This window comes from Hydrogenophaga sp. PBL-H3 (genome assembly GCF_010104355.1).
Taxonomy (GTDB): Bacteria; Pseudomonadota; Gammaproteobacteria; order Burkholderiales; family Burkholderiaceae_C; genus Hydrogenophaga.
Genome location: NZ_CP044972.1, coordinates 421,845 through 441,690 on the forward strand (window position 1 = coordinate 421,845; position 19,846 = coordinate 441,690).

General features: G+C 69.2%; 18 protein-coding genes. 5 read left to right on the forward strand and 13 right to left on the reverse strand.

What is annotated here, in order from left to right:
• Positions 1–7: 7 nt before the first annotated feature.
• Genes F9Z44_RS02015 through F9Z44_RS02025 form a run of 3 tightly spaced genes read right to left on the reverse strand, consistent with a single transcriptional unit; the run spans position 8 to position 3,896 of the window.
• Entirely contained in the window at positions 8–2,110 is a 2,103-nt protein-coding gene (locus tag F9Z44_RS02015; RefSeq protein ID WP_159603131.1) for an acetate--CoA ligase family protein, read from the reverse strand.
• Positions 2,107–2,898: an enoyl-CoA hydratase/isomerase family protein gene (locus tag F9Z44_RS02020; RefSeq protein WP_159603133.1), complete on the reverse strand. Its 792-nt coding sequence runs from the start codon at positions 2,896–2,898 to the stop codon at positions 2,107–2,109. The genes F9Z44_RS02015 and F9Z44_RS02020 overlap by 4 nt, the downstream gene beginning before the upstream one ends.
• A 20-nt stretch (positions 2,899–2,918) precedes the next feature.
• Positions 2,919–3,896 carry a tripartite tricarboxylate transporter substrate binding protein gene (locus F9Z44_RS02025; RefSeq protein ID WP_159603135.1) on the reverse strand — a complete coding sequence of 326 codons (978 nt, stop codon included), beginning with the start codon at positions 3,894–3,896 and terminating at the stop codon, positions 2,919–2,921.
• Positions 3,897–4,009: 113 nt separating this feature from the next.
• Between F9Z44_RS02025 and F9Z44_RS02030 the strand changes: the two genes are divergently transcribed.
• Positions 4,010–4,798, forward strand: coding sequence for an IclR family transcriptional regulator (locus F9Z44_RS02030; protein WP_159603137.1), 789 nt, complete (start codon positions 4,010–4,012; stop codon positions 4,796–4,798).
• Between the two features lie 3 nt (positions 4,799–4,801).
• Here the strand turns inward: F9Z44_RS02030 and F9Z44_RS02035 are convergent, their stop codons facing one another.
• The 3 genes from F9Z44_RS02035 to F9Z44_RS02045 are packed head-to-tail and all read right to left on the reverse strand — an operon-like array spanning position 4,802 to position 7,702.
• On the reverse strand, positions 4,802–5,476 hold the full coding sequence (locus F9Z44_RS02035) for a Vgb family protein (RefSeq protein WP_159603139.1): 675 nt from the start codon (positions 5,474–5,476) through the stop codon (positions 4,802–4,804).
• A gap of 48 nt (positions 5,477–5,524) precedes the next feature.
• Complete coding sequence (locus tag F9Z44_RS02040) at positions 5,525–6,745, reverse strand: helix-turn-helix domain-containing protein (protein ID WP_159603141.1); 1,221 nt, start codon at positions 6,743–6,745, stop codon at positions 5,525–5,527.
• Positions 6,746–6,754: 9 nt separating this feature from the next.
• On the reverse strand, positions 6,755–7,702 hold the full coding sequence (locus F9Z44_RS02045) for a GSU2403 family nucleotidyltransferase fold protein (RefSeq protein WP_236574228.1): 948 nt from the start codon (positions 7,700–7,702) through the stop codon (positions 6,755–6,757).
• A 301-nt stretch (positions 7,703–8,003) separates the two neighbouring features.
• On the opposite strand from F9Z44_RS02045, the gene F9Z44_RS02050 reads away from it, so the two are divergent.
• Complete coding sequence (locus tag F9Z44_RS02050) at positions 8,004–9,707, forward strand: autotransporter domain-containing protein (protein WP_159603143.1); 1,704 nt, start codon at positions 8,004–8,006, stop codon at positions 9,705–9,707.
• Between the two features lie 11 nt (positions 9,708–9,718).
• On the opposite strand, the gene F9Z44_RS02055 is transcribed toward F9Z44_RS02050, so the two are convergent.
• Positions 9,719–11,248 carry a winged helix-turn-helix domain-containing protein gene (locus tag F9Z44_RS02055; RefSeq protein ID WP_159603145.1) on the reverse strand — a complete coding sequence of 510 codons (1,530 nt, stop codon included), beginning with the start codon at positions 11,246–11,248 and terminating at the stop codon, positions 9,719–9,721.
• A 137-nt stretch (positions 11,249–11,385) separates the two neighbouring features.
• Here F9Z44_RS02055 and F9Z44_RS02060 point away from each other — a divergent pair, with 137 nt between their 5' ends.
• From F9Z44_RS02060 to F9Z44_RS02070, 3 genes are read left to right on the forward strand one after another with little or no spacing between them, the layout of a single operon-like run.
• A complete protein-coding gene (locus F9Z44_RS02060; RefSeq protein WP_159603147.1) occupies positions 11,386–12,198 on the forward strand; it encodes a class I SAM-dependent methyltransferase in 813 nt (270 codons plus the stop codon).
• Between the two features lie 17 nt (positions 12,199–12,215).
• A complete protein-coding gene (locus tag F9Z44_RS02065; protein WP_159603149.1) occupies positions 12,216–12,731 on the forward strand; it encodes an OsmC family protein in 516 nt (171 codons plus the stop codon).
• Position 12,732: 1 nt separating this feature from the next.
• Positions 12,733–13,548 (forward strand): class I SAM-dependent methyltransferase, encoded by an 816-nt coding sequence (locus F9Z44_RS02070; RefSeq protein ID WP_159603151.1) that lies wholly within the window; start codon positions 12,733–12,735, stop codon positions 13,546–13,548.
• Between the two features lie 4 nt (positions 13,549–13,552).
• On the opposite strand, the gene F9Z44_RS02075 is transcribed toward F9Z44_RS02070, so the two are convergent.
• The 6 genes from F9Z44_RS02075 to F9Z44_RS02100 are packed head-to-tail and all read right to left on the reverse strand — an operon-like array spanning position 13,553 to position 19,804.
• Positions 13,553–14,377, reverse strand: coding sequence for an ABC transporter substrate-binding protein (locus F9Z44_RS02075; protein WP_159603153.1), 825 nt, complete (start codon positions 14,375–14,377; stop codon positions 13,553–13,555).
• A 1-nt stretch (position 14,378) separates the two neighbouring features.
• Positions 14,379–15,350 (reverse strand): Bug family tripartite tricarboxylate transporter substrate binding protein, encoded by a 972-nt coding sequence (locus F9Z44_RS02080; RefSeq protein WP_159603155.1) that lies wholly within the window; start codon positions 15,348–15,350, stop codon positions 14,379–14,381.
• 29 nt (positions 15,351–15,379) lie between these two features.
• A complete protein-coding gene (locus tag F9Z44_RS02085) occupies positions 15,380–16,369 on the reverse strand; it encodes a zinc-binding dehydrogenase (RefSeq protein WP_159603157.1) in 990 nt (329 codons plus the stop codon).
• Positions 16,370–16,417: 48 nt separating this feature from the next.
• Positions 16,418–17,227 carry an enoyl-CoA hydratase gene (locus F9Z44_RS02090; protein WP_159603159.1) on the reverse strand — a complete coding sequence of 270 codons (810 nt, stop codon included), beginning with the start codon at positions 17,225–17,227 and terminating at the stop codon, positions 16,418–16,420.
• Positions 17,227–18,417, reverse strand: coding sequence for a CaiB/BaiF CoA transferase family protein (locus F9Z44_RS02095; protein WP_159603161.1), 1,191 nt, complete (start codon positions 18,415–18,417; stop codon positions 17,227–17,229). Before F9Z44_RS02095 ends, F9Z44_RS02090 begins: the two co-directional genes overlap by 1 nt.
• A 16-nt stretch (positions 18,418–18,433) precedes the next feature.
• Positions 18,434–19,804: an MmgE/PrpD family protein gene (locus F9Z44_RS02100; RefSeq protein ID WP_159603163.1), complete on the reverse strand. Its 1,371-nt coding sequence runs from the start codon at positions 19,802–19,804 to the stop codon at positions 18,434–18,436.
• Between the last annotated feature and the right edge of the window lie 42 nt (positions 19,805–19,846).

Genomic DNA, 19,846 nt, shown 5'->3' on the forward strand with positions numbered 1-19,846 from the left:
TCCTGCATCAGCCCGCCGCGCCGGCGAGCACCACCACACCGTCGGCGGCCTTCACGCCCCGGCCTTCGTCCAGCACGAACAGCGGGTTGATCTCGGCCTCGATCAGGCGTTCGCCGAGTTGCGCGGTCATCTGCGAGAACGCCACGATGGCCGAGACCAGGGCCTCGACATCGGCCTTGGGCCGGCCGCGGTAGCCGTCGAGCAGGGGCCAGGTTTTCAGCTCGCGCACCATGCCGGCCGCCACCTCGCGGCTCAGGCCGCCCTGGGCGGGCAGCATGCGCAAGGTGGTGTCCTTGAACAGCTCGGCGGTGATGCCGCCCATGCCCAGCAGGATGGCGGTGCCCAGCACGTCGCGGTGCATGCCCAGGATGAGTTCGGTGCCGCCGGACACCATCTCCTGGACCAGAAAGCGCGTGGGCTTCACGCCGGCCTTGCTGTGCACTTCGGTGGCCATGGCGTCGAGGCGTTCGCCGATCTGCCCGGCCGGCACGTTCACCGCCACGCCGCCCACATCGCTCTTGTGCGTGATCTCCCCCGACAGGATCTTCAGCACCACCCGCTCTCCCAGGGCGCGCGCGGCCTGTCCGGCCTCGGCCGGGGTGTTCACCACCGTTTCGGCCGTGCAGGGGATGCCGAAACGCGCGAACAGCTGCTTGCATTCGGCTTCGTTCAGCGAGCCGCCGGGGATGTCGTGCACGCACACCGGCGTGCCGTGGGTGGCGGCGGCCGGTTCGCTCCAGCGGTGGGTTTGCAGCATGCCGGTCAGCGCCGCCGTGCAGCTCTCGGCGGAGGCGAAGGCCGGCACACCGCGCTGCGTCAACAGCGCGGCCACCTCGGGCGCGTGCGGGCTCACGAAGGCGATCACCGGCTTGTCGCTCAGCGGCAGGCAGTCCTGGATGGCGCTGGCCATCAGCTCCGGCATGGCCAGGCTGGACGATCCCACGATGATGGTCAGCGCGTCGTAGCTGGGGCTCTCGAGTAGGGCACGGATGGCGCCGCGCAGCAGGTCCGGCTGCAGGCCGGCCAGGGTCACGTCGATCGGGTTGCGGTCCAGCGCGGCGTGGTCGCCGGTCTGCAGGGCGCGCAGGCGCGCGGCGGTGGCGTCGTCCGGGGCCGGCGTGTCGAAGCCCGAGACACCGTAGCTGTCCGACACCAGCGTGCCAGCGCCTCCGGTGGAGGTGAGGATGGCCACGCGGTTGCCGCGCAGGCGGCGGCCGGTGGACAGGGCCGCGGGAATGTCGAGCAGGTCGCCGAAGGTCTGCGCCCGGATCACGCCCACTTCCCGGAACAGCGCGTCGTACATGCGGTCCGCGCCCGCGAGCGCACCGGTGTGCGAGACGGCGGCTTTCGCACCCGCCTCGGAGCGGCCGATCTTGAACGCCACCACCGGCTTGCCGGCACGCGCCGCTTTCAGCGCGGCCTGGCGGAACCGCTCCGGGTGCCGCACGCTTTCCACGTACAGCGCGATGACCTTCGTGGCCTCGTCGTCGGCCAGGTGGTCGATGAAGTCTGCAATGTCCAGATCGACCTCGTTGCTGGTGGAGATGAGCTTCGAGAGGCCGATGCCGCGCGGCGCGGCGCGCGAGAGCAGCGCGCCCAGGATGCCGCCGCTTTGCGAGACCACGCCCACCGAGCCGACCGGGAAGTGGTCCATCTCCAGCGCGCCGCTGGCCGAGAGCACGATGCCGTCGGTGAGGTTGACCAGGCCGATGGTGTTGGGGCCGAGGATGCGCATGCTGCCCGCGGCCTCGATCAGCTGGGCCTGCCGGCGCGCGCCTTCTTCACCGGTTTCGCTGTAGCCGCTGGCCAGCACGATGGCGGCGGCCGTGCCGCGCGCCGCAAGCTCCTGCACGGCCTTGTGTGCACGCTCGGCGCCCAGCAGCACGATGCCCACGTCGGGCACGGACGGCAGCGAGGCGATGTCGGGGTAACAGCGCAGCCCGTCGATGTGGTCCACGCGCGGGTTGACGGGATAGATGTCGCCGCGAAAGCCGTGCTTGCGCAGGTAGGCGACCGGGCGCCCCGCGGTCTTGCCGGCGTCGGCGGATGCGCCAATGACGGCCACGCTGCGCGGGCGCATCAGCCGGGAGATCGGGTTCACGGGGTTCATGCCTGGGGCGCTGTTTTGTTCAGGAAGGCCATGACCGCGTCGCGGTGCTCGGTGCTCGTGTAGCAGATGCCCTGGGCCTGGCTGCCCTGGGCGAAGACCTGCTGTGCCGGCAGCTCGAAGGTCTGGTTCAGGATGGTCTTGCCCAGCGCCAGCGCGGTCGCCGAACCCTGGCTCAGTTCACGGGCCCAGGCCTGCGCGTCGGCCACCAGCGTGTCGGCCGAGGTCTTGCGGTCCACGATGCCCAGCGCCAGCGCCTCGTCGACCTCCACCTTGCGGCCGGTGAAGACCAGCTCTTTCGCCTTGGACAGGCCGACCCGGCGCGGCAGGAAGTACAGGCCGCCGCCGTCGGGGATGATGCCGCGGTGGATGTAGGACCAGCTGAAGCTGCCCCATTCGCTGGCGATCACGAAATCGCAGGCCAGCGCGGTGTCGGCGCCCAGGCCCGAGGCCGCGCCGTTCACTGCGGCAATCACCGGCTTGGGCATGGTGTGCAGCAGCATCTGGGTGTGGTGCACGCCTTGTTGCCGGTGCCAGCCGTTGAAGGCGATCTCGCCGGTGGGCGCGTTCATGCGCTTCTCCATGCCGGAGATGTCGCCCCCGGCGCAGAAACCTTTGCCCGCGCCGGTGAGCACCAGCGCGCGGATGGCCTTGTCCGCGGCCACCTGTTCCAGGGCGTGGATGAACGCGGTGCGCATGGCATCGCTCATGGCGTTGCGTTTCTCGGGGCGGTTCAGCGTGAGCGTGGCGATGCCGGCTTCAACCTGCAGATCGATCAGGGGGGTGGACATGGAGGGCTCCAGACGTCGGGTCAGTTGGCGGTGATGTTGTTTTCTTTGACGATCCTGCGCCAGCGGGCCTCTTCGGCGCGCACGTAGGCGTCCAGCTCGGCGGGCGTGCCGGCGCTGATCGCCAGGCCTTCCTGCTCCACCTTCTTGCGGAAATCGTCGGTGGCCACGGCCTTCCTGGCGGCGGCGTTGAGCTTGGTGATCACGTCGGGCGGCGTGCCGGCGGGCGCGTACAGGCCGTACCAGCTCTCCATCACGTAGCCCGGAATGGTTTCTGCAATCGTCGGGATGTTCTTGAGCACCGGCGAGTGTTCGGCGCCGGTCACGGCCAGGGCGCGCAGCCGGCCGCTGTCCAGGCCCGAGGACACGGCGGTGGCGGTGCCGAAAATCATGTCGACCTGTCCACCCATCAGGTCCGTGAGCGCCGGCCCGGCGCCGCGGTAGGGGATGTGCCTCATCTGGACCTTCGCCAGGTTGTCGAACATCTCGCCGGCCAGGTGCGCCGAGGTGCCATTGCCCTGCGACGCGTAGTTGAGCTTGCCCGGGTTGGCCCGGGCCGCGTCCAGGATGTCCTTGACAGACTTGAACGGGCTCTCCGTGCGCACCACCAGCACGTTGGGGCCCTTGCCGATCAGGATCACCGGCGCGAACGCCTTGTCGTTGTCGTAGGGCAGCTTCTGCATCAGGCTGGGGTTCACCGCGTGCGCAAACGTCGAGATCACCAGGGTGTAGCCGTCGGCCGGGCTCTTGGCCACGGCATCGGTGCCGATGATCGTGCCCGCGCCCGGCTTGTTCTCGATGACCACCGGCTGGCCCAGCTCTCTGGACATGCCCAGCCCCAGGGTGCGCGCGATCAGGTCGGTGCCGCCGCCGGGTGCAAACGGCACCACCAGGCGAACCGGCTTGTCGGGAAACTCGGCCAGGGCGGCTGTGGCGGTGAGCGCCATCGACGCGACGAGGAAGCCCAGCCGCAGGGCGGTGGTTCGGCGGGAAAGCTGCATGGAATGTCTCCTTGTGGACGCGGTGTGCCGCGCAGGAGAATGCTACGGTCGATGCCCCGCATTTGCATCCCTTGAATTCCACCCAATGGAATGAAACCCCTGTGCCCTCCAACATGAAAACCCTGCCACCCGGCGACAAGTTCGGCACCTCGCCCACCAACCGGTCACTGGTGCGCGGCATCGAGATCCTGCGGGCGTTCCGGCCCGGCTCCAGCTGGCTGGGCAATGGCGATCTGGCGGAGCGCACGGGTCTGTCGCCGTCCACCATCAGCCGCCTGACGCAGACCCTGGTGACGGCCGGCATGCTGCAGCACGACCCGCAACGCCGCGCCTACCGGCTGGCCCCGCCCGTGCTCAGCTTCGCGCACGCCATGCGGGCGGGCTCGACGGTGCTGGCGGTGGCCGCGCCACGCATGCGGGCGCTGGCCGAAAGCCGGCGCATCAACGTCGGGCTGGCGGCGCCTGACAACGACGAGATGGTCTACCTGGAATCCATCCGCTACAACCGCCGGGTGGCGCTGCGCAACGTGGTCTCGGGACAGCGGGTGCCCATGGAGCTGACCTCGCTGGGCAGGGCCTACCTGTCGACCGTGTCGGCCGACCGGCGAAAGGCCTTGTTCAAGGTGTTCCAGCAGCGCTGTGGTGACCACTGGCGCGAGGTGCAGGCGGAGATCCACGCCGCCATCCGGCAGGTGCAGGAGCAGGGCTTTTGCGCGGCCTCCTGGCAAGCCGAGGTGGTGGCCATGGCCACGCCCCTGGCCACCGTGGAGGGGGTCTACGTGCTGAACATCAGCGTCTCGACCGAGGAGCCCCTGCCCTGCGTGGTGCGCGAGCTTTCCGGCGCGCTCAAGGCCCTGGCCGCCGAGCTGCAGGCCGCGCTCGCGCGGGACATCGGGCCTTAGCGCTCACGCGGCCTTCGGGCGCCGCACGGCGCGCACCTTGCCGCTCTCTCCACCGCCGCAATAGAAGAGATCGGTGCCGTCGGACTCGAGGCCACTCACGCCGGTGCCGGGTGGCATGTCGAGCCGCTCCAGCACCGCGCCGCTGGCGGGGTCGATGCGCCGGATGTCGCTCGCCTCGCCTTCCCAGGTGCCGTGCCAGAGCTCGCCGTCGACCCAGGTCACGCCGGTGACGAAGCTGTCGGACTCGATGGTGCGGCGGATCGCGCCGGTGGACGGGTCGATCTGGTGGATCTTGCGGTCGCGGTACTGGCCCACCCACAGGCTGCCTTCGGCCCAGGTGAGCCCGGAGTCGCTGCCGCCACCGGGCGCGGGAATGGTGTGCAGCACCTGGCCGGTGGCCGGGTCGATCTTGTCGATGCGCGCCTCGGCGATCTGGTAGAGGTGGGTGCCGTCGAAAGCGGTGCCGGCGTCGCCAGCGTGCTCCAGCGTGCGGGTGGTCTCGCCGCTGGTGGGATCGAAGGCCAGGATCTGCGCGCCGACAGAGGCCCAGACGCGCTGGCCATCGTGGGTGACGCCGTTCACGCGGCCAGCGCCGTCGAAGGGGCCGTACTCGCGCACGATCTCGGCGGGGCGCGCCGTGGTGGCGCGCCGGGGGGGTGTTGCGGTCTTGCTGTTCATGGAGGGCTCCTGGTGGTCAGCGCCGTGGTCCGGCGCCTGGAGGCCGCTCTATTCAATCGGCAGCGCAGCGGGGAGTAACAAGATCGTCGTGAAACCGGCCAGGGTCGGCGCCAGCCAGCGCCGCGACCGCGCCTGCCCGATGGCGCGCACCCGGCCCTCGGTCTCCAGCTCGGCCAGCGCGCGCTGCACGGTGCGCTGGCTCGCACCCAGCGCCAGCGCCAGGGCCGAAGTGGACCAGGCCGCGCCGTCGCTGAGCAGCGCCACCAGCGAGGCCTGGTCGCCGTCGAAGGGCGGCGCCAGCAACACGACCTCGCGCCCGTCCAGCGGCTGCAGCACGAAGCCGCGCCCGGTGGCCTCGATGCGCGCCATGGTCTTCACCAGCGCGCGCAGCCGGCCGATCTCGACCCGCAGCCGTGCGCGGTGGGTCTCGTCGGGGCGGCGGGTGCGAAACGCATCCGCGATCAGCGCCTCGCGGTCCACGCCGCCCGGCCAGGCCTGCGCCAGCGCGCGCGCCAGGGCAAACAGCACCGGCCGGCGCGCCAGCGCCACCCACGCCGAACCGTGGCCCAGGCCGTGGCGGCAGGCGTCGACCACGAGCGCCTGCGACGCCAGCAGCGCCGCCACCGCTTCGAGCGTCAGCGCCTGCTCACCGCCCTGTGTCTGGCGGCGCGCTGCGGGCTGATCCAGCGTGGCCAGCGCCCGCGCCACCTCGGCTTGCAGCGCCGGCACCCCCGAGCGCTCAGCCGCTGCCCGTGCTTGCGCGAGTGACGCGCGCGCCGTGTCCACGCGCAGCGAGCGCAGCGCGAGTTCGGCCGCGACCAGCTCGGCCACCGCCGCCAGCGCCGGCGACAGGCCTCGCGCGTCGAGCTGCGCGAGCGCGGCCGTGGCTTCGTCCAGGCGGCCGAGCAGCACCAGCCGGCGCGCCGCGATGAGCCGCGCCTGCAGCGCGTTGGCGCGATCGGCGTGGGCGTCGAGCGTGGCGGCTGCCGCGGCCAGCGGACGGGGCGAACCACCAAGGTCGCGCATGGCCAGCGCCACCTCGGCTTCGGCCACCACACAGCGCGCCCGGGCCAGTTCCTCGCGGGCACCAAAACCCCGGCCCGCGCGGCGCAGCAACTCGCGCGCACGCGGGTGTTCGCCGAGCTGGGCCATGGCAATGCCGCGCAAGGCCAGCGCTGGCGGGTCGTCGCGCAGGGCAACGCGTTTGAGCGCACCGAGCGCGTCGCCCGCGGCGAGTGCGCGCGCGCTGGCCGTGATCAGGGAATCCATGGCCAGAGGCTACAGCGTCGCATGTTCTCCGATCAGGAACTCATCGATCAGACGCTGCACGATGGTTGCCTGCAAAGCGTCTTTCGGTTTCTTGAGCGGATCCCGCGTGCGGCTGCTGGACAGTGCGCGCTTGAGCTTGACGAAGGCGGCGGGTGACACCGTGTTCATGCGTGCCATGGCGCCATTGCTTGCCACCACCACCTGCGAGAACCGCTCTGCGCCCAGCATGCGCGAGCCGCTGCTCACCTGCACGGCCCAAAGGTCCTCTTCCTTGTGGCTCATTCGAAGCGGGTGCGGGTCTTCGCCCCTGGCATCGCGGCGGATCACGTCCACCTCGAAGCCTTGCGCGTTCACGGCGGTCTGCAGCTGATCAGCCCTGACTTCGAATGTCTTGTCGGCTTTGCGCAGGACGTCGATGAACGAGATGTCGGCTTCTTCCAGCCGCGAAAAGAACGTGACCCGTTTGCGGGTGTCGAACAACACGTCCACGTCTTGCGTGGCCAGGGCTTGAGGCGCGATCCGCACACCCGCCGCAGCCTCGAACGCGTAAAGCGCGTGGGTGCCCACCGTCAGGAGGTGGGGCGACAGCCCATATTGCTCGAAGCGTTGCAGGATGGCCACCAGGATGGTCGGACAGCGACCCACACGCAGTGCGCGGTTCAGGCGCTCGTGGCGCGCAACGCTTTCTTTCAGGGTGGCAAGCCGACCTTCCAGCTGGTGCTTGCGCTCGGTGAAGCGTGCTTGCATCGCCTCGGTTTCGGGTGTTTGCAGGCCCAACCGCGTTTGCCGCGCAGCGGTGTTGGAGCGCACGAGGTAGGTGTGGCCCCGGTCCTGGCGCCAGAACATGGACCCTCGTACCTCGCTGGCCGCCCGGCGTGCCTGCTCCATGGCGCTGTAACTGGACTCGGCGTCGATGTACTGGCGCAGCTGGTCTTCGGTGAGGGGGGTGAAATCCAAGGGATGAGGTCTCGCACAAGATTTTCAGGAAATTTGATTTTCTTGTGCGAAGCGATGGGGGTCAAGGCATTTGTGCCTTCGCGTCCTGCGGCGCTCCGCGCAGCGACAACCGCGAAAGAGCCTTGGGCCCGGAGGTGTTGGGCAGCCCAGGAACAGGCGGGTGATCCGGGCTCAGTTCAAGGATTCGCCGATGGGCCGGCAGCGTACCGTTCATGGGCGCAGCGTGGGTTCGCGTTCCACCGTGCACAACCTCGCCTATCCACGATCGGAAACGTTCCGCCCCACACCGAGAGCCTTCCCCATGACACACCCCGGTGGCCGCTGCCTGACCCACTCGCCGAGTTCGCGCCAACGTGCCCGACAACTGTTTGCCTTGGCCACGTTGGCGGCTTGTTTGTTGGTGGCGCGCGGCGAGGCATTTGCCGGTGCGTGTGCGCCCGACGCCAGTGTCGCGGTCGATTGCTCGTTCCTCGTGATCAACAACCCCAACCAGACGATCACGATCAACGCGGGCGCCACGGTCCACACCCCCAACAGCCTGGGTGTCTGGATCAAGCCGTCGGCCACCGGCATCACCCTGATCAACAACGGCATCATTTCCGCGGGTGACGAGACGCTGTTCAACCAGGGCACGATCACCACCTTCATCAACAACGGCGTGATCGGACCGGGTTACCACTTCTACAACCAGGGGGCCATTGGCACGCTCACCAACATGGGCTCGATGACGGGGCAGTTCAGGTCGATGCTCAACCACGCGCCCATCACCACCCTGAACAACCGTCAGGGCGGCAGCTCGCCGCTGACGATGCACGACGGCGGCTTGCCGGCCAACTACAACATCATCATCGACAGCCCCGGCGTGTATGGAAAGATGTCGGCGTTCAACAGCGGAGGCCACATGACCTTCGGCATCTACAACACCTCGGTGGTGGCACCGGGCACCTACGAAGACGTGTTGAGCAACTTCGACGGTTCGTGGCTGGACAACACGGCAGGAACGTACGCCGGCCTCGCCTGGTCCTTGCGGTTCGATGGCGCCAACTACGACCTCGTCTTCGCAGCACCCGGCCCCACGGCCCAGGCCACCCTGAGTTCCCTGCAAGCCACCGCCGGAGGTCTGCGCTCCGTCTTCGCCGTGCAGACCGCTTACCTCAATCCCGGCCTGAGCCACGACTGCGCGCTGTTCGACGGCAAAGGCCTGTGCGTGGCGGCCACCGCGCGCAACACCTCGGTGCAAGGCTCGAACGCGGGCGCTACCTCGGGGGTCGTGACCCTGGCCTGGCGTGTGCAACCCACGCTGCGCCTGGGCGCTTACGTGGAGCAGACGCTGGATTCCACCGGCGACCCTTCGGTGAACGTGCGCAAAGGCAACCCGGATGTGGGTGTGTTTGCGGTCTGGAACCAGCGCCCGGACGGTGACGGCACGCAGGTGCGCGTGGCGCACCGCCAGGGGCAAAAGAAGGTCGACATCACCCGCCCGGTGGTGGCCGGCTCCGAGCCGGGCTCCGGCACCGCGGGCCTCACCTCGCGCGGCACGCAGCTGACCTGGAGCCACGGCATGCGCCTGGACGACGCGTGGCGCGTGAGCCCCTACCTGGGTGTGCGCGTCATCCAGATCGAGCGCGGCGCCTACAGCGAAACGGCGTCGGCCAGTGTCACCGCGCCCCTGAGCCACGGTGCGTTGTCCGAACGCTCGGTGATCCTGCTGCTGGGCAGCCATGTGTCGGCGCGGCTCACGCCACGTTTCACGCTCACGGGCTTCGCTGGTCTGGAGCACGACCACTCGCACAAAACCAGCGACTACAGCGCCACCGGTGTGGCTGCGCTGCAGCCGTTCGAGTTCAACAGCAACCCGAAAAAGACCCGGCCCGTGGCCTCGGTCGGGGGCGTTTACGACATCAACAAGACCCAGCAGCTCAGCGCGCAGTGGGTCTACCGCAAAGAAGCCTTCTCGTCGTCGGCCACCAACTCCTTGCTGGCGAGCTACTCGGTCGGGTTCTGACCGGGCGGTACTCAGCCCGCCCGCTCCCACAACTGCGCGATCCGCTCGCCGATGCGCCGACCGTGCGTCAGCGTCACTTCCCCCAGCGACATTTCGCTGCGGCGCTGGCGGGCGGCCCTCAGCGCGGCGACTGCGTCGGTGGTGGCGCCCTGGCGGTCGAGCGTGGCGGCCTGCAGCACGTGCGGCAGGTGGAAGCGCGGGTCGACCCGGCACGACAGCCGGGCTTCCACCAGCGCTTCGTCGACACGATCGGCGCGCAGCAGAAAGCGCCCGAGCAACCAGCCCCAGAAGCCCAGGCGGCGGTCGCGCGGGCTGATCTTCATGCCGTAGCGCATCCGCTCGATACCCTCGTCCAGCTTGCGGTTCATCGCCAGCGCGGCGCCCATGGCCACGTGCGCCTGGGCGTTGCTCGGGTTGAGTGCCAGCGCGTGCTGCAGCGTGTCGATGCCGCGTTTGTAGTGGCCCAGGTCGCACAGGGCGCAACCCGCGTAGCCCAGCACCTCGGAGCTGCCGTCGTCCAGCGTGATGGCCGAGTTGGCCGAGGCCAGCACGTCGGCGCGCAGGTCCGGCGTGTCCGGGACCATGCCGATATTGGACGCCAGGATGGTCAGCAGCGCGTACTGGCTGTGGCTCAGGCCGAAGCTGGGGTCGAGCTGGGTGCTGCGCTGCAGCTCGGCCCGCGCCGTGGCCATGCCGTCGGCGCTCCAGCCCTTGGCGGCCAGCGCACCCACGGCCTCGTGGTAGTGCGCCCAGGCGTCGAGGTTTTCCGGGCGCTGGCGGCGGATGTGGGCGATCTCGGCCCGGGTGAGTTCGGGCTCCAGCTCGCTGATGATGCCGCGCGCGATGCTTTCCTGCGCATCGACTGCGCCGCTGGCCAGGCTGTCGGCCTGGCTGTCGAACTGCGCGCTCCACAGGATGCGGGCCGAAGCCGCTTCGATCAGCTGCAGCGAGACACGCAGCGCATCGGCCTTGGGACGCACGCTGCCCTGCACCAGAAAACGCACGCCGAGTTGCCGCGCCACGTCCTGCAGCGGGGCCTGATGGCCGCGAAACACCAGCGACGAGGCGTGTGCGATGAGGACAAAACCGGGCACGCGGGCCAGCAGCGCGGTGACGTCTTCCACCAGGCCCTGCGCAAAAAATGCAATGCGCGGATCGTCCGACAGCACGCTCAGGGGCATCACCGCAATGGTCGGGCGCTCCAGCGATTCGGCGGGCAGCGGCACTGGATGGCGCGCTGTGTCGGCTTGAAGATCGAGCGTGAATCGGTATCCCCGGCCCGAGACGGTGGTGATGGCGCCCGAGCCCAGGATCTTGCGCAGCGCGGACACGTGCACCGAGAGGTTGTTTTCTTCCACCACCTGGCCCGGCCAGACCTGTTCCAGCACCTCACCCTTGCTCAGCACGCGGTCGCGCTGCGTCACCAGGCACAACAGCAGGTCAAAGGCGCGCGAGCCCAGCGCGGCGGGCACGCCGTCGACCAGCAGCACACGCTCGGACGGTCGGAGCTCGAAGCGATCAAAGCGGTAGGACTCGGGCACGCGGGCTCCAGTGGAACGGTGGGTTCAGAAAATACAGGAAGTCTTTAGAAAAAGCCAAGGACGCCCCGGGTGTCCCGGGTGGACAGTCGGGTCTCCAGACAGCGACATTGTTCAACACCCAACCCGAAGGAAGACACATGGACACCCCGACCGACTTCACCGCCCTCAAACAACGCCAGCAAACGGCCTGGGCCAGCGGCGACTATGCCGTGATCGGCACCACGCTGCAGATCGTGGGCGAATCGCTGGCCGAAGCCTGCGACCTGCGCTGGGACGAAGCCGTGCTGGACGTGGCCGCCGGCAACGGCAACGCCAGCCTGGCCGCAGCGCGGCGTGGCTGCGACGTGACCTCCACCGACTACGTGGGCGAGTTGCTGGAGCGCGGCGCGGCGCGTGCACGCGCCGAGCACCTGGCCATGGCCACCCAGGTGGCCGACGTGGAGGCGCTGCCTTTCAAGGACGCCAGTTTCGACGTGGTGCTGTCCACCTTCGGCGTGATGTTCGCGCCCGACCAGCAGCGCTCGGCCGCCGAGATGGCGCGTGTGTGCCGCCCGGGCGGGCGCATCGGCATGGCCAACTGGACGCCCGAGGGTTTCATCGGCCAGCTGTTCAAGACCCTGGGCCGCCACCTGCCGCCGCCGGCGGGGGTGAAGCCGCCGTCGCTCTGGGGCGTGAAGTCGCACCTGGAGACCTTGTTTGGAGACCAGGCCTCGGCCATCGCCGCCACCCCCAGGATGTTCAACTTCCGTTACCGTTCGGCTGCGCACTTCGTCGAGGTGTTCCGCACCTGGTACGGCCCGGTGCACAAGGCGTTTGCCGCCTTGCCCCCGGAGACCGCGGTGCTGCTGGAGCGCGATCTCATCGAGTTGCTCAACCGCCTGAACCAGGGTGGCGAGCTCTCGCTGGTCGTGCCGAGCGAATACCTCGAGGTCGTCATCACGCGCCGTTGAAACCCTGGAGACACGCCATGAACGCACAAGAGCACATCCGCAACGCCTTCAGCCGCATGGCACACGTGTTCGCCAAAAAGCCCGAGGCCGCCCGGGGCGGCAGCGTCATGCGGGCGCGGGTGGTGGACGGGCTGCGCTGCGAGGCCCAGGAGGGCGACTGGCGCTTCAGCATCGACATGCCGGTGGAGGGCGGCGGCAGCGGTGCTGGCCCCACGCCCGGCGTGCACGGCCGGGCCGCGCTGGCCAGTTGCCTGGCCATCGGCTACGGCATCTGCCTGGCGCGTGCCGGCATCGAGGTGCGCAGCCTGGAGGTGGAAGTCGCGGTTGACTACGACAACCGGGGCCTGCTCGGCATGGACGGCATCTACCCTGGCTACCTCGGGGTGCGCCACACGCTGTACCTGGACGCGGACGCCACGCCCGCGCAACTCACGCCGGTGATCGCCGAGGCGCAGCGGTGCAGTCCCTACCTGCACGTGTTCGCCGACCCGCAGCCGCTGCAGGGCAGCGTGATCTACGGCACGCGAGGCTGACATGGACGGGCGGCTTCAACTGCGCGTGCAGCGCTACGGGTGGGACCGCGCCTCGGCGCGGTACGAAGACCTGTGGCGCGAGGCGCTGGCCCCGGCCACGCAGGGCGTGTTGCGCCTGGCCCGGCTGCAGCCGGGCGAACGTGTGCTCGACGTGGCGTGCGGCTCGGGTGTGCTCACGCGAGCGGCGCTGGCCGCCGTCGGGCCGCGCGGCGAAGCCGTGGGCTGCGACGTGTCGGCGGGCATGGTGGCGGTGGCTCAGGCCGCATCCATCGGCTGCCATTTCCTGCGCACCGATGCGCAGACCGTGGACGCGGTGCTGCCTCCCGATCATTTCGATGTGGTGCTGTGCGGGCTGGGCCTGATGTACATGCCCGACCCCGAGGCCAGCCTGGCCGCCATGGCGCGCTGCCTGCGACCGGGTGGGCGGCTGGTGGTGTCGGTCTGGGGCGAGCGCGCGGCCTGCGGCTGGTCGGGCGTCTTCCCCATCGTCGACGCGCGCGTGCAGTCCGAGGTCTGCCCGATGTTTTTCCGTCTTGGCGGAGGTGACACGCTGCGCACCGCGCTGGCCGGCGCCGGTCTGCGGGAGGTACACGCCGAGCGCATCGCCACCACCATCGATTACGCGGACAGCGCCACCGCGTGCGACGCGGCCTTTGAAGGGGGGCCGGTGGCGCTGGCCTACGGCCGCTTCGACACGCCCACCCGCATCGCCGTGCACGCCGAGTACCTCGCGTCCCTGCAGCGCTGGGCCCGCGCTGGCGGCTTTGCGCTGCCGGGCGAGTTCGTGCTCGGCGTGGGCGAGCGCCCGCTCGCCTGAACGCTCAGGGCTGGCGAGCGGGTGCCACGGCGGCACCCTGGATGCCGTGGCGCTGCAGCCCGGCCGCCACGAAACCGGTGGCCTTCATCTCTTCGATGAAACCGCTGAGCCAGGCCTGCGCGGCGGTGCGGCCCTTGGGCACGCCCATGGACTGCTCGATCACCATGAAGCGCCCGGGCAACAGGCGCACGCCGCCCACGCGCTGCGCGTCCATCTCCAGTTGCTGCTTCACGCCGGCGGCCACATCGAGCTTCTCGGCGAGGAACATGTCGGTCACGGCGGGCGAGGTGGGTGCGCGCACCAGCGTGGCGGCTTTGATCTCGCGTGTGAGGAACAGGTCGTAGGCGCTGCCCTTGCCCACCACCACCCGGGTACCGGCGCGGTCCACGTCTTCGTTGCGACGCAGCGCCGAGTCGTTGCGCACCAGGTAGGCGCCTTCAATCACCACGTAGGGCGCGGTGTATTCCATGTCGGCCGCGCGCACCGGGTCGATGGCCACGAAGGCGAGGTCGACCTTGCCGGCCTTGATGCCTTCCACCACGTTGCCGGCCGAGTTGAACAGCACCAGCTCCAGCGGCAGGCCAAGGCGGCGCGCGGCCTCTCGCGCCAGATCGACCGACACGCCCTGCGGCTCGCCCGCGGCGTTGCGCGTGGCCAGGATGGGGTTGCCGAAGTTGATGGCGGCCCGCAGCTTGCCGGTGGGTGAGAGCTGGGCAATGGCTGCGGCTGAATCCTTGGCGGGTGCGGTGGCCGCGCAGCCGCCGAGCACCAGGGCGGAGGCTGCGAAGAACGCGCCCAGGTGGCGGCGCGACAGGTCGAGGGTGCTCATCTCAGTCGACTTTCACGTTGGCGGTCTTGACCAGGTTCACCCAGAACTTGCTGTCTTCCGCGAGGAAACTGCCGAACTGCTCCGGCGTGCTCGAGAGCGAGACCTCGGTGCCTTCGCGCTCCAGCGCCGCTTTCACCGAGGGCTGCTGCATGGCCGTGCGCACGGCCTCGTGGATGGTCTTCATGATGGCCGGTGGGGTGCCCACCGGCACGAACATGCCGTACCAGAACTCCAGGTTGTATTCCGGCAGGCCGGCCTCGCGCATGCCGGGCAGATCGGGCACCAGCGGCGAGCGCTCACGCGTGCTCACGGCCAGCGCGCGCAGCTTGCCGCCCTGGGCCTGCGGCAGCACCGAGGGCGAGGTGCCAAACGTGACCTGCGTCTCGCCGGCCATCACCGAGGTGATGGCGATGGCACCGCCCCGGTAGGGCACGTGCGTCATTTCCGTGTTGGTCAACAGGTTGAAGAGCGCCATGCCCAGGTGCGGCGCCGAGCCGTTGCCCGAGGTGGAGTAGTTGAGCTTGCCCGGGTCCTTCTTCGCGGTGGCGATCAGGTCGGACACCGACTTGATGGGGCTGTTGGGGGTGACGGCCAGCACCAGCGGCGAGGTCGTCATCTTGCTCACCGGCACCAGATCGCTGGGCTTGTAGGTCAGCTTGGGGTTGAGCGCCGGGTTCACCGAGATGCTGCTGGGGCTGGCGATCAGCAGGGTGTGGCCGTCGGGCGCGGCCTTGGCCACGATGTCGGCGGCGATGCTGGAGCCGTTGCCGGGCTTGTTGTCGATGATCACCGTCTGGCCCATGGCCTTGCTGAAGGCTTCGCTCATGGAGCGCGCCACGTAATCGGCCGCGCCGCCGGGTGCAAAGCCGACCACGATGCGGATCGGCTTGCTCGGGTAGGTAGCGGCCTGCGCCCAGACGGTGCCGGCCAGTGTGCTCAGGGCGAAGGCCAGGATCAGGTGCTTGTTTTTCATGGGTTTGTCTCCTCGTGGGGGTTTGAAATTCAGGCCGCGCCTGCCGGCATGCGCAGGACGATTTTTCCGATGTGCGCGCCGGCCTCCATGCGCGCCTTGGCTTCCTGGAGCTGGGCGAAGTCCATCACCGTGTCGATGTGCGGCCGGATGCGCCCGGACGCGATGTGCGGCATGACCTCGGCCACGAAGCGCGGCACGGCCGCAGCGCGCTGGGCTTTGCTGCGCAGCTTGTTGGACACGCCGAACAGGGTGAGGCGCTTGGCGTGCAGGGCTTCGAGGTCGATGTCGGCGTGCACCACGCCATCGACATAGCCCACCGTGGCCAGCCGGCCTTCGAAGGCGAGCGCACGCATGTCTTCCGCGAACACGGTGCCGCCGACCGTGTTGACGATCAGGTTGGCGCCGCGCTGCTGTGTGGCCTGCATGACGGCGGGCGCGAAGTCCGCCGCGCGGGTGTGCAGGGCCAGGTCCAGGCCCAGTGGCTTGAGCGCTTCCAGCTTGTCGGCCGAACCCGAGGTGCCGATGACGTGCGCGCCCAGCGCCTTGCCCAGCTGCAACGACGCCACGCCCACGCCGGACGACACGCCGTTGATGAGCAGCCACTCGCCGGCTTTCAGGTGGCCCTGCAGCACCAGCATGTCGAACGCGACCAGGAAGGTCAGCGGCACGCTGGCGGCCATTTCCCACGGCAGGCCGGGTGGCACCGGCATGGCTTCGGCCGACTCCATCACCGCGTACTCCGAGAACGCACCCGGGCAGCGGCCCATGACCCGGTCACCGGGTTTGAACCCGGTGACTTCGGCACCCACCGCCATCACCTCCCCCGCGCCTTCACCGCCGATGGCTTTCCAGCTGCCGGGCTGGCCATGCAGGCCATGGCCGAGCAGGAATTCGCCGCGGTTGAGCGCGGCGGCGCGCATGCGCACCAGCAACTGTTTCGGCTCCGGTGTGGGTATGGGGCTGTCGCGCAAGTCGAGCACGGTGTCCGTGTCGGTCATCTGCATCCAGTAGGACTGCATGGGTTCGTTTCCTTGGGGTGTTGGTTGCGCACACGGCGCGTCAGGCGTTCAGCGGCCGGTGAAAACAGGCTTGCGTTTCTGCATGAAGGCGCTGCGGCCTTCGGTGTAGTCGGCGCTCTCGAAGCAGCCCCGGATGAGCGAGGCGCACAGCGCGCTGTCGAGTTCGGGCGAGGGCTTGAGGATTTCGCGCGTGATCGCCTTGCCGGCCATCACCGTGAGCGGCGCGTTCTCGGCGATGGTGCCGGCGTACTCGGCCAGCAAGGTGGGCAGGGCCTCGGGTTCGCAGACGCGCGAGACCAGACCGAGCGATTTCGCTTCAGCCGCATCGATGCGGCGTGCGGTGAAGAACAGGTCTTTCGCCGCGCCCGGGCCGATCAGGTCCACCAGGTTCTTCATGGCCGAGTAGCGGTAGCCCAGGCCCAGCCGCGCGGCGGGAATGGAGAACACCGAGTCGGTCGAGGCGATGCGGATGTCGCAGCTGATGGCCACGTTGACACCGCCACCGATGCAATAGCCGCGGATGCAGGACAGCGTGGGCTTGGGGAAATCGTGGATGCCCATCAGCGTGGCCTCGGCCATCTTCTCGTAATAGGCCACCGCCTCGCGCGCGGCGCGCATGTCCTCGAACTGCGTGATGTCCGCACCCGAGACAAAGGCCTTCTCGCCCGCGCCGGAGAACACGACCAGGCGCACTCGGTCGTCGTCTCTCGCGGTGTCGAGCAGCGGCGGCACGGCCTCCCACATGTCAACCGAGAGTGCGTTGTGCCGTGCCGGGTTGTTGAAGCGGATGTGCAGCGTGCGCTCGTCGAGCCAGGTCTGCACGCGTTCGGTGGTGCTGGTGTAGGTGGGATCGTTCATCAATAGACTCCAGCGGCTTTCATGCGGGCCAGGTCCTCTGCCCCGAGGCCCAGTTCCCCCAGGATCTCTTCGGTGTGTTCGCCGCGGCGCGGCGCAGCGCGCGCGATGGTGCTGGGCGTGCGCTCCAGCTGCATGGGCTGGCCGACCAGGCGCTGCGGACCCTGCCACTTCGACACCACCTCCTTGACCATGCCGAGGTGCTGCACCTGCGGCTCCTCCAGCGCCTCTTGCATGTTGCTGATCAGGCCGCAGGCCACGCCGCCGTCGTTGAACTGCTGGACCCAGTGCGCGCGGTCGTGCGTGGCCAGGCGGCGGTTGATCTCGGCGTTGAGCGAGTCGCGGTTGATGGAGCGCGAGGGCTTGTCGTGGTAGCGCTCATCGGTGATCCACTCTGGCGCGCCCAGGATGTGGCAGAAGCGCTCCCAGATCTTGGAGCCGAACACGGCGATGTTCATGTAGCCGTCGCGCGCCTTGTAGACGCCGGTGGGGATGCTGGTGGGGTGGAAGTTGCCCGCCTGCGTGGCCACCTCGCCGTCGATCAGGTAGCGCGAGGTCTGGAAGTCCAGCATGTAGACCATCGATTCCAGCAGCGAGGTGTGCAGGTACTGGCCTTTGCCCGAGGCTTCGCGCTCCAGCAGCGCCACCAGGATGCCCTGTGCCGCGAAGATGCCGGCGCACAGGTCGGCGATCGGAATGCCCACGCGCATGGGTGCCTCGCCCGGCTGGCCGGTGACGGACATCAGTCCGCCCATGCCTTGAGCGATCTGGTCGAAGCCCGGGCGTGAGGCCAGCGGTCCGGTCTGGCCGAAGCCCGAGATGCTGGCGTAGACCAGGCCGGGGTTGCTCGCGGCCAGCGAGGCGTAGTCGATGCCCAGGCGGAACTTCACGTCGGGGCGGAAGTTCTCGACCACCACGTCCGCGCCGTCGATGAGGCGCTTCAAGGTGGCGATGCCTTCGTCTTCCTTCAGGTTCAGCGTGATCGAGCGCTTGTTGCGGTGCGTGTACTGGTAGTCGGAGCCGTCCTGGCCCCCCAGCGTGTCGTCGCCGCGCATGCTCTCGGGCATCTGCACCTGGACCACGTCGGCGCCCCAGTCGGCCAGCTGGCGGCAGGCGGTGGGGCCGGCGCGCACCTGGGTGAGGTCGATCACACGGAAGCGCTGCAGGGCAGCGGAGGCGGGCAGGTGGGGCATGGGGCGACCGGAGGGGTTATGGGCGGCAGAGCGCGGTGAGCGCGCGCACGTCGGGCAGCGAGGCCAGTGCGCGGCAAGCGGTGGTGATGGCCTGCGCCTTGTCGGCACCGAGCACCGGCGCCACGAGCGAGCCGAACTTGGCTGCCAGCTGCGCGTCGGTCAGCGGGTTCTGCATGGAGCCGATCGCGTGGTCCACGCGCACCTCGACGCGCCGGCCGTCGTGCAGCACCGCGGTCACGTGAACCGCTTCCTCGGCGATGCTGTCGTCCACCGTGGCCTGCACCTTGTCGCGCAGCGCCACCACGGCCGGGTCGGTGACCACCGCATCCGAAAACTCTTCTTCCGCCGCGCGGCCGTACATCAGGCCCACCGCGCAGCCGTGGTAGACGCTGAACTTGCCTTGCAGGCCGTCCTGAGGCGTTTTCTTGCCGGTGAGTTCGAGCACCAGCGAGTGCACGCGCAGCTCGATGGTCTTCACCTGGTCCGGTGTCACACCCTGGTCGCGCAGCTGCACGCAGGCGTCGATGCTGGGGTGGATCACGATGCCGCAGGCAAAGGGCTTGTAGGTGTTGAAGGAAATCTCGAAGCGCTCGCCGAGCTCGTCGGTGGCCTCGTGCCAGGCGCGCTTGTCCGACGCCACCTGCACGAAGCCGCGCGGCGCTTCGAGTGCGCGCGCGCTCGACGTGAAACCCTGGCTCGCCAGCAGCGCCGACATGAGGCCGGCACGCGCCGCACCGCCCGGGTGGAAGGGTTTGGTCATGGTGCCGAACTGCTCGCGCAGGCCGACGGGCTGCGATGCCGCGATGCCGAGCGCCATGGTGGTCTGCTGCTCGTTCAGCTTGAGCAGGCGCGCACAGCCGGCTGCGGCGCCCAGCATGCCGGTGGAGCCGGTGATGTGCCAGCCGCGGTCGTAGTGGTCGGGGTACATCACGTTGCCGATGCGGCAGGCCACGTCGATGCCGAGCACCAGCGCATCGAGCACCTCGCGCCCGCTGCTGCCCAGGTGCTCCGCCAGCGCCAGCACGGCCGAGGCCACGGGGCCGGCCGGGTGGATGATGGTTTTCAGGTGCGTGTCGTCGAAATCAAAGGTGTGCGAGGTGATGCCGTTGACCAGTGCGGCGCTGGCCATGTCCACCTGCTCGCTGCGCCCCAGCACGGTAGCTTGCGGTGCGGGCTGCAGCAGTTGCACGGCGGCCAGGGCGGCGTCGGCCGCCTCGTGGTGCGCCGCGCCGATCGCGCAGCCCAGCCAGTTGTAGAAGGTGCGGTGGGCCTCGTTTTCAACGGCGGCGCTCCAGCCCTTGGGCGGGTGGGTGGCGACGAAACGGGCCAGGATGGCCGTGATGGGAGGCGCCGAGGTGTCGGCTGGGACTTGGGTGTTGCGGGCCACGGGAACCTGTTCTGGTGAGGAGGAAAGGGAGGAAGAGAGAGG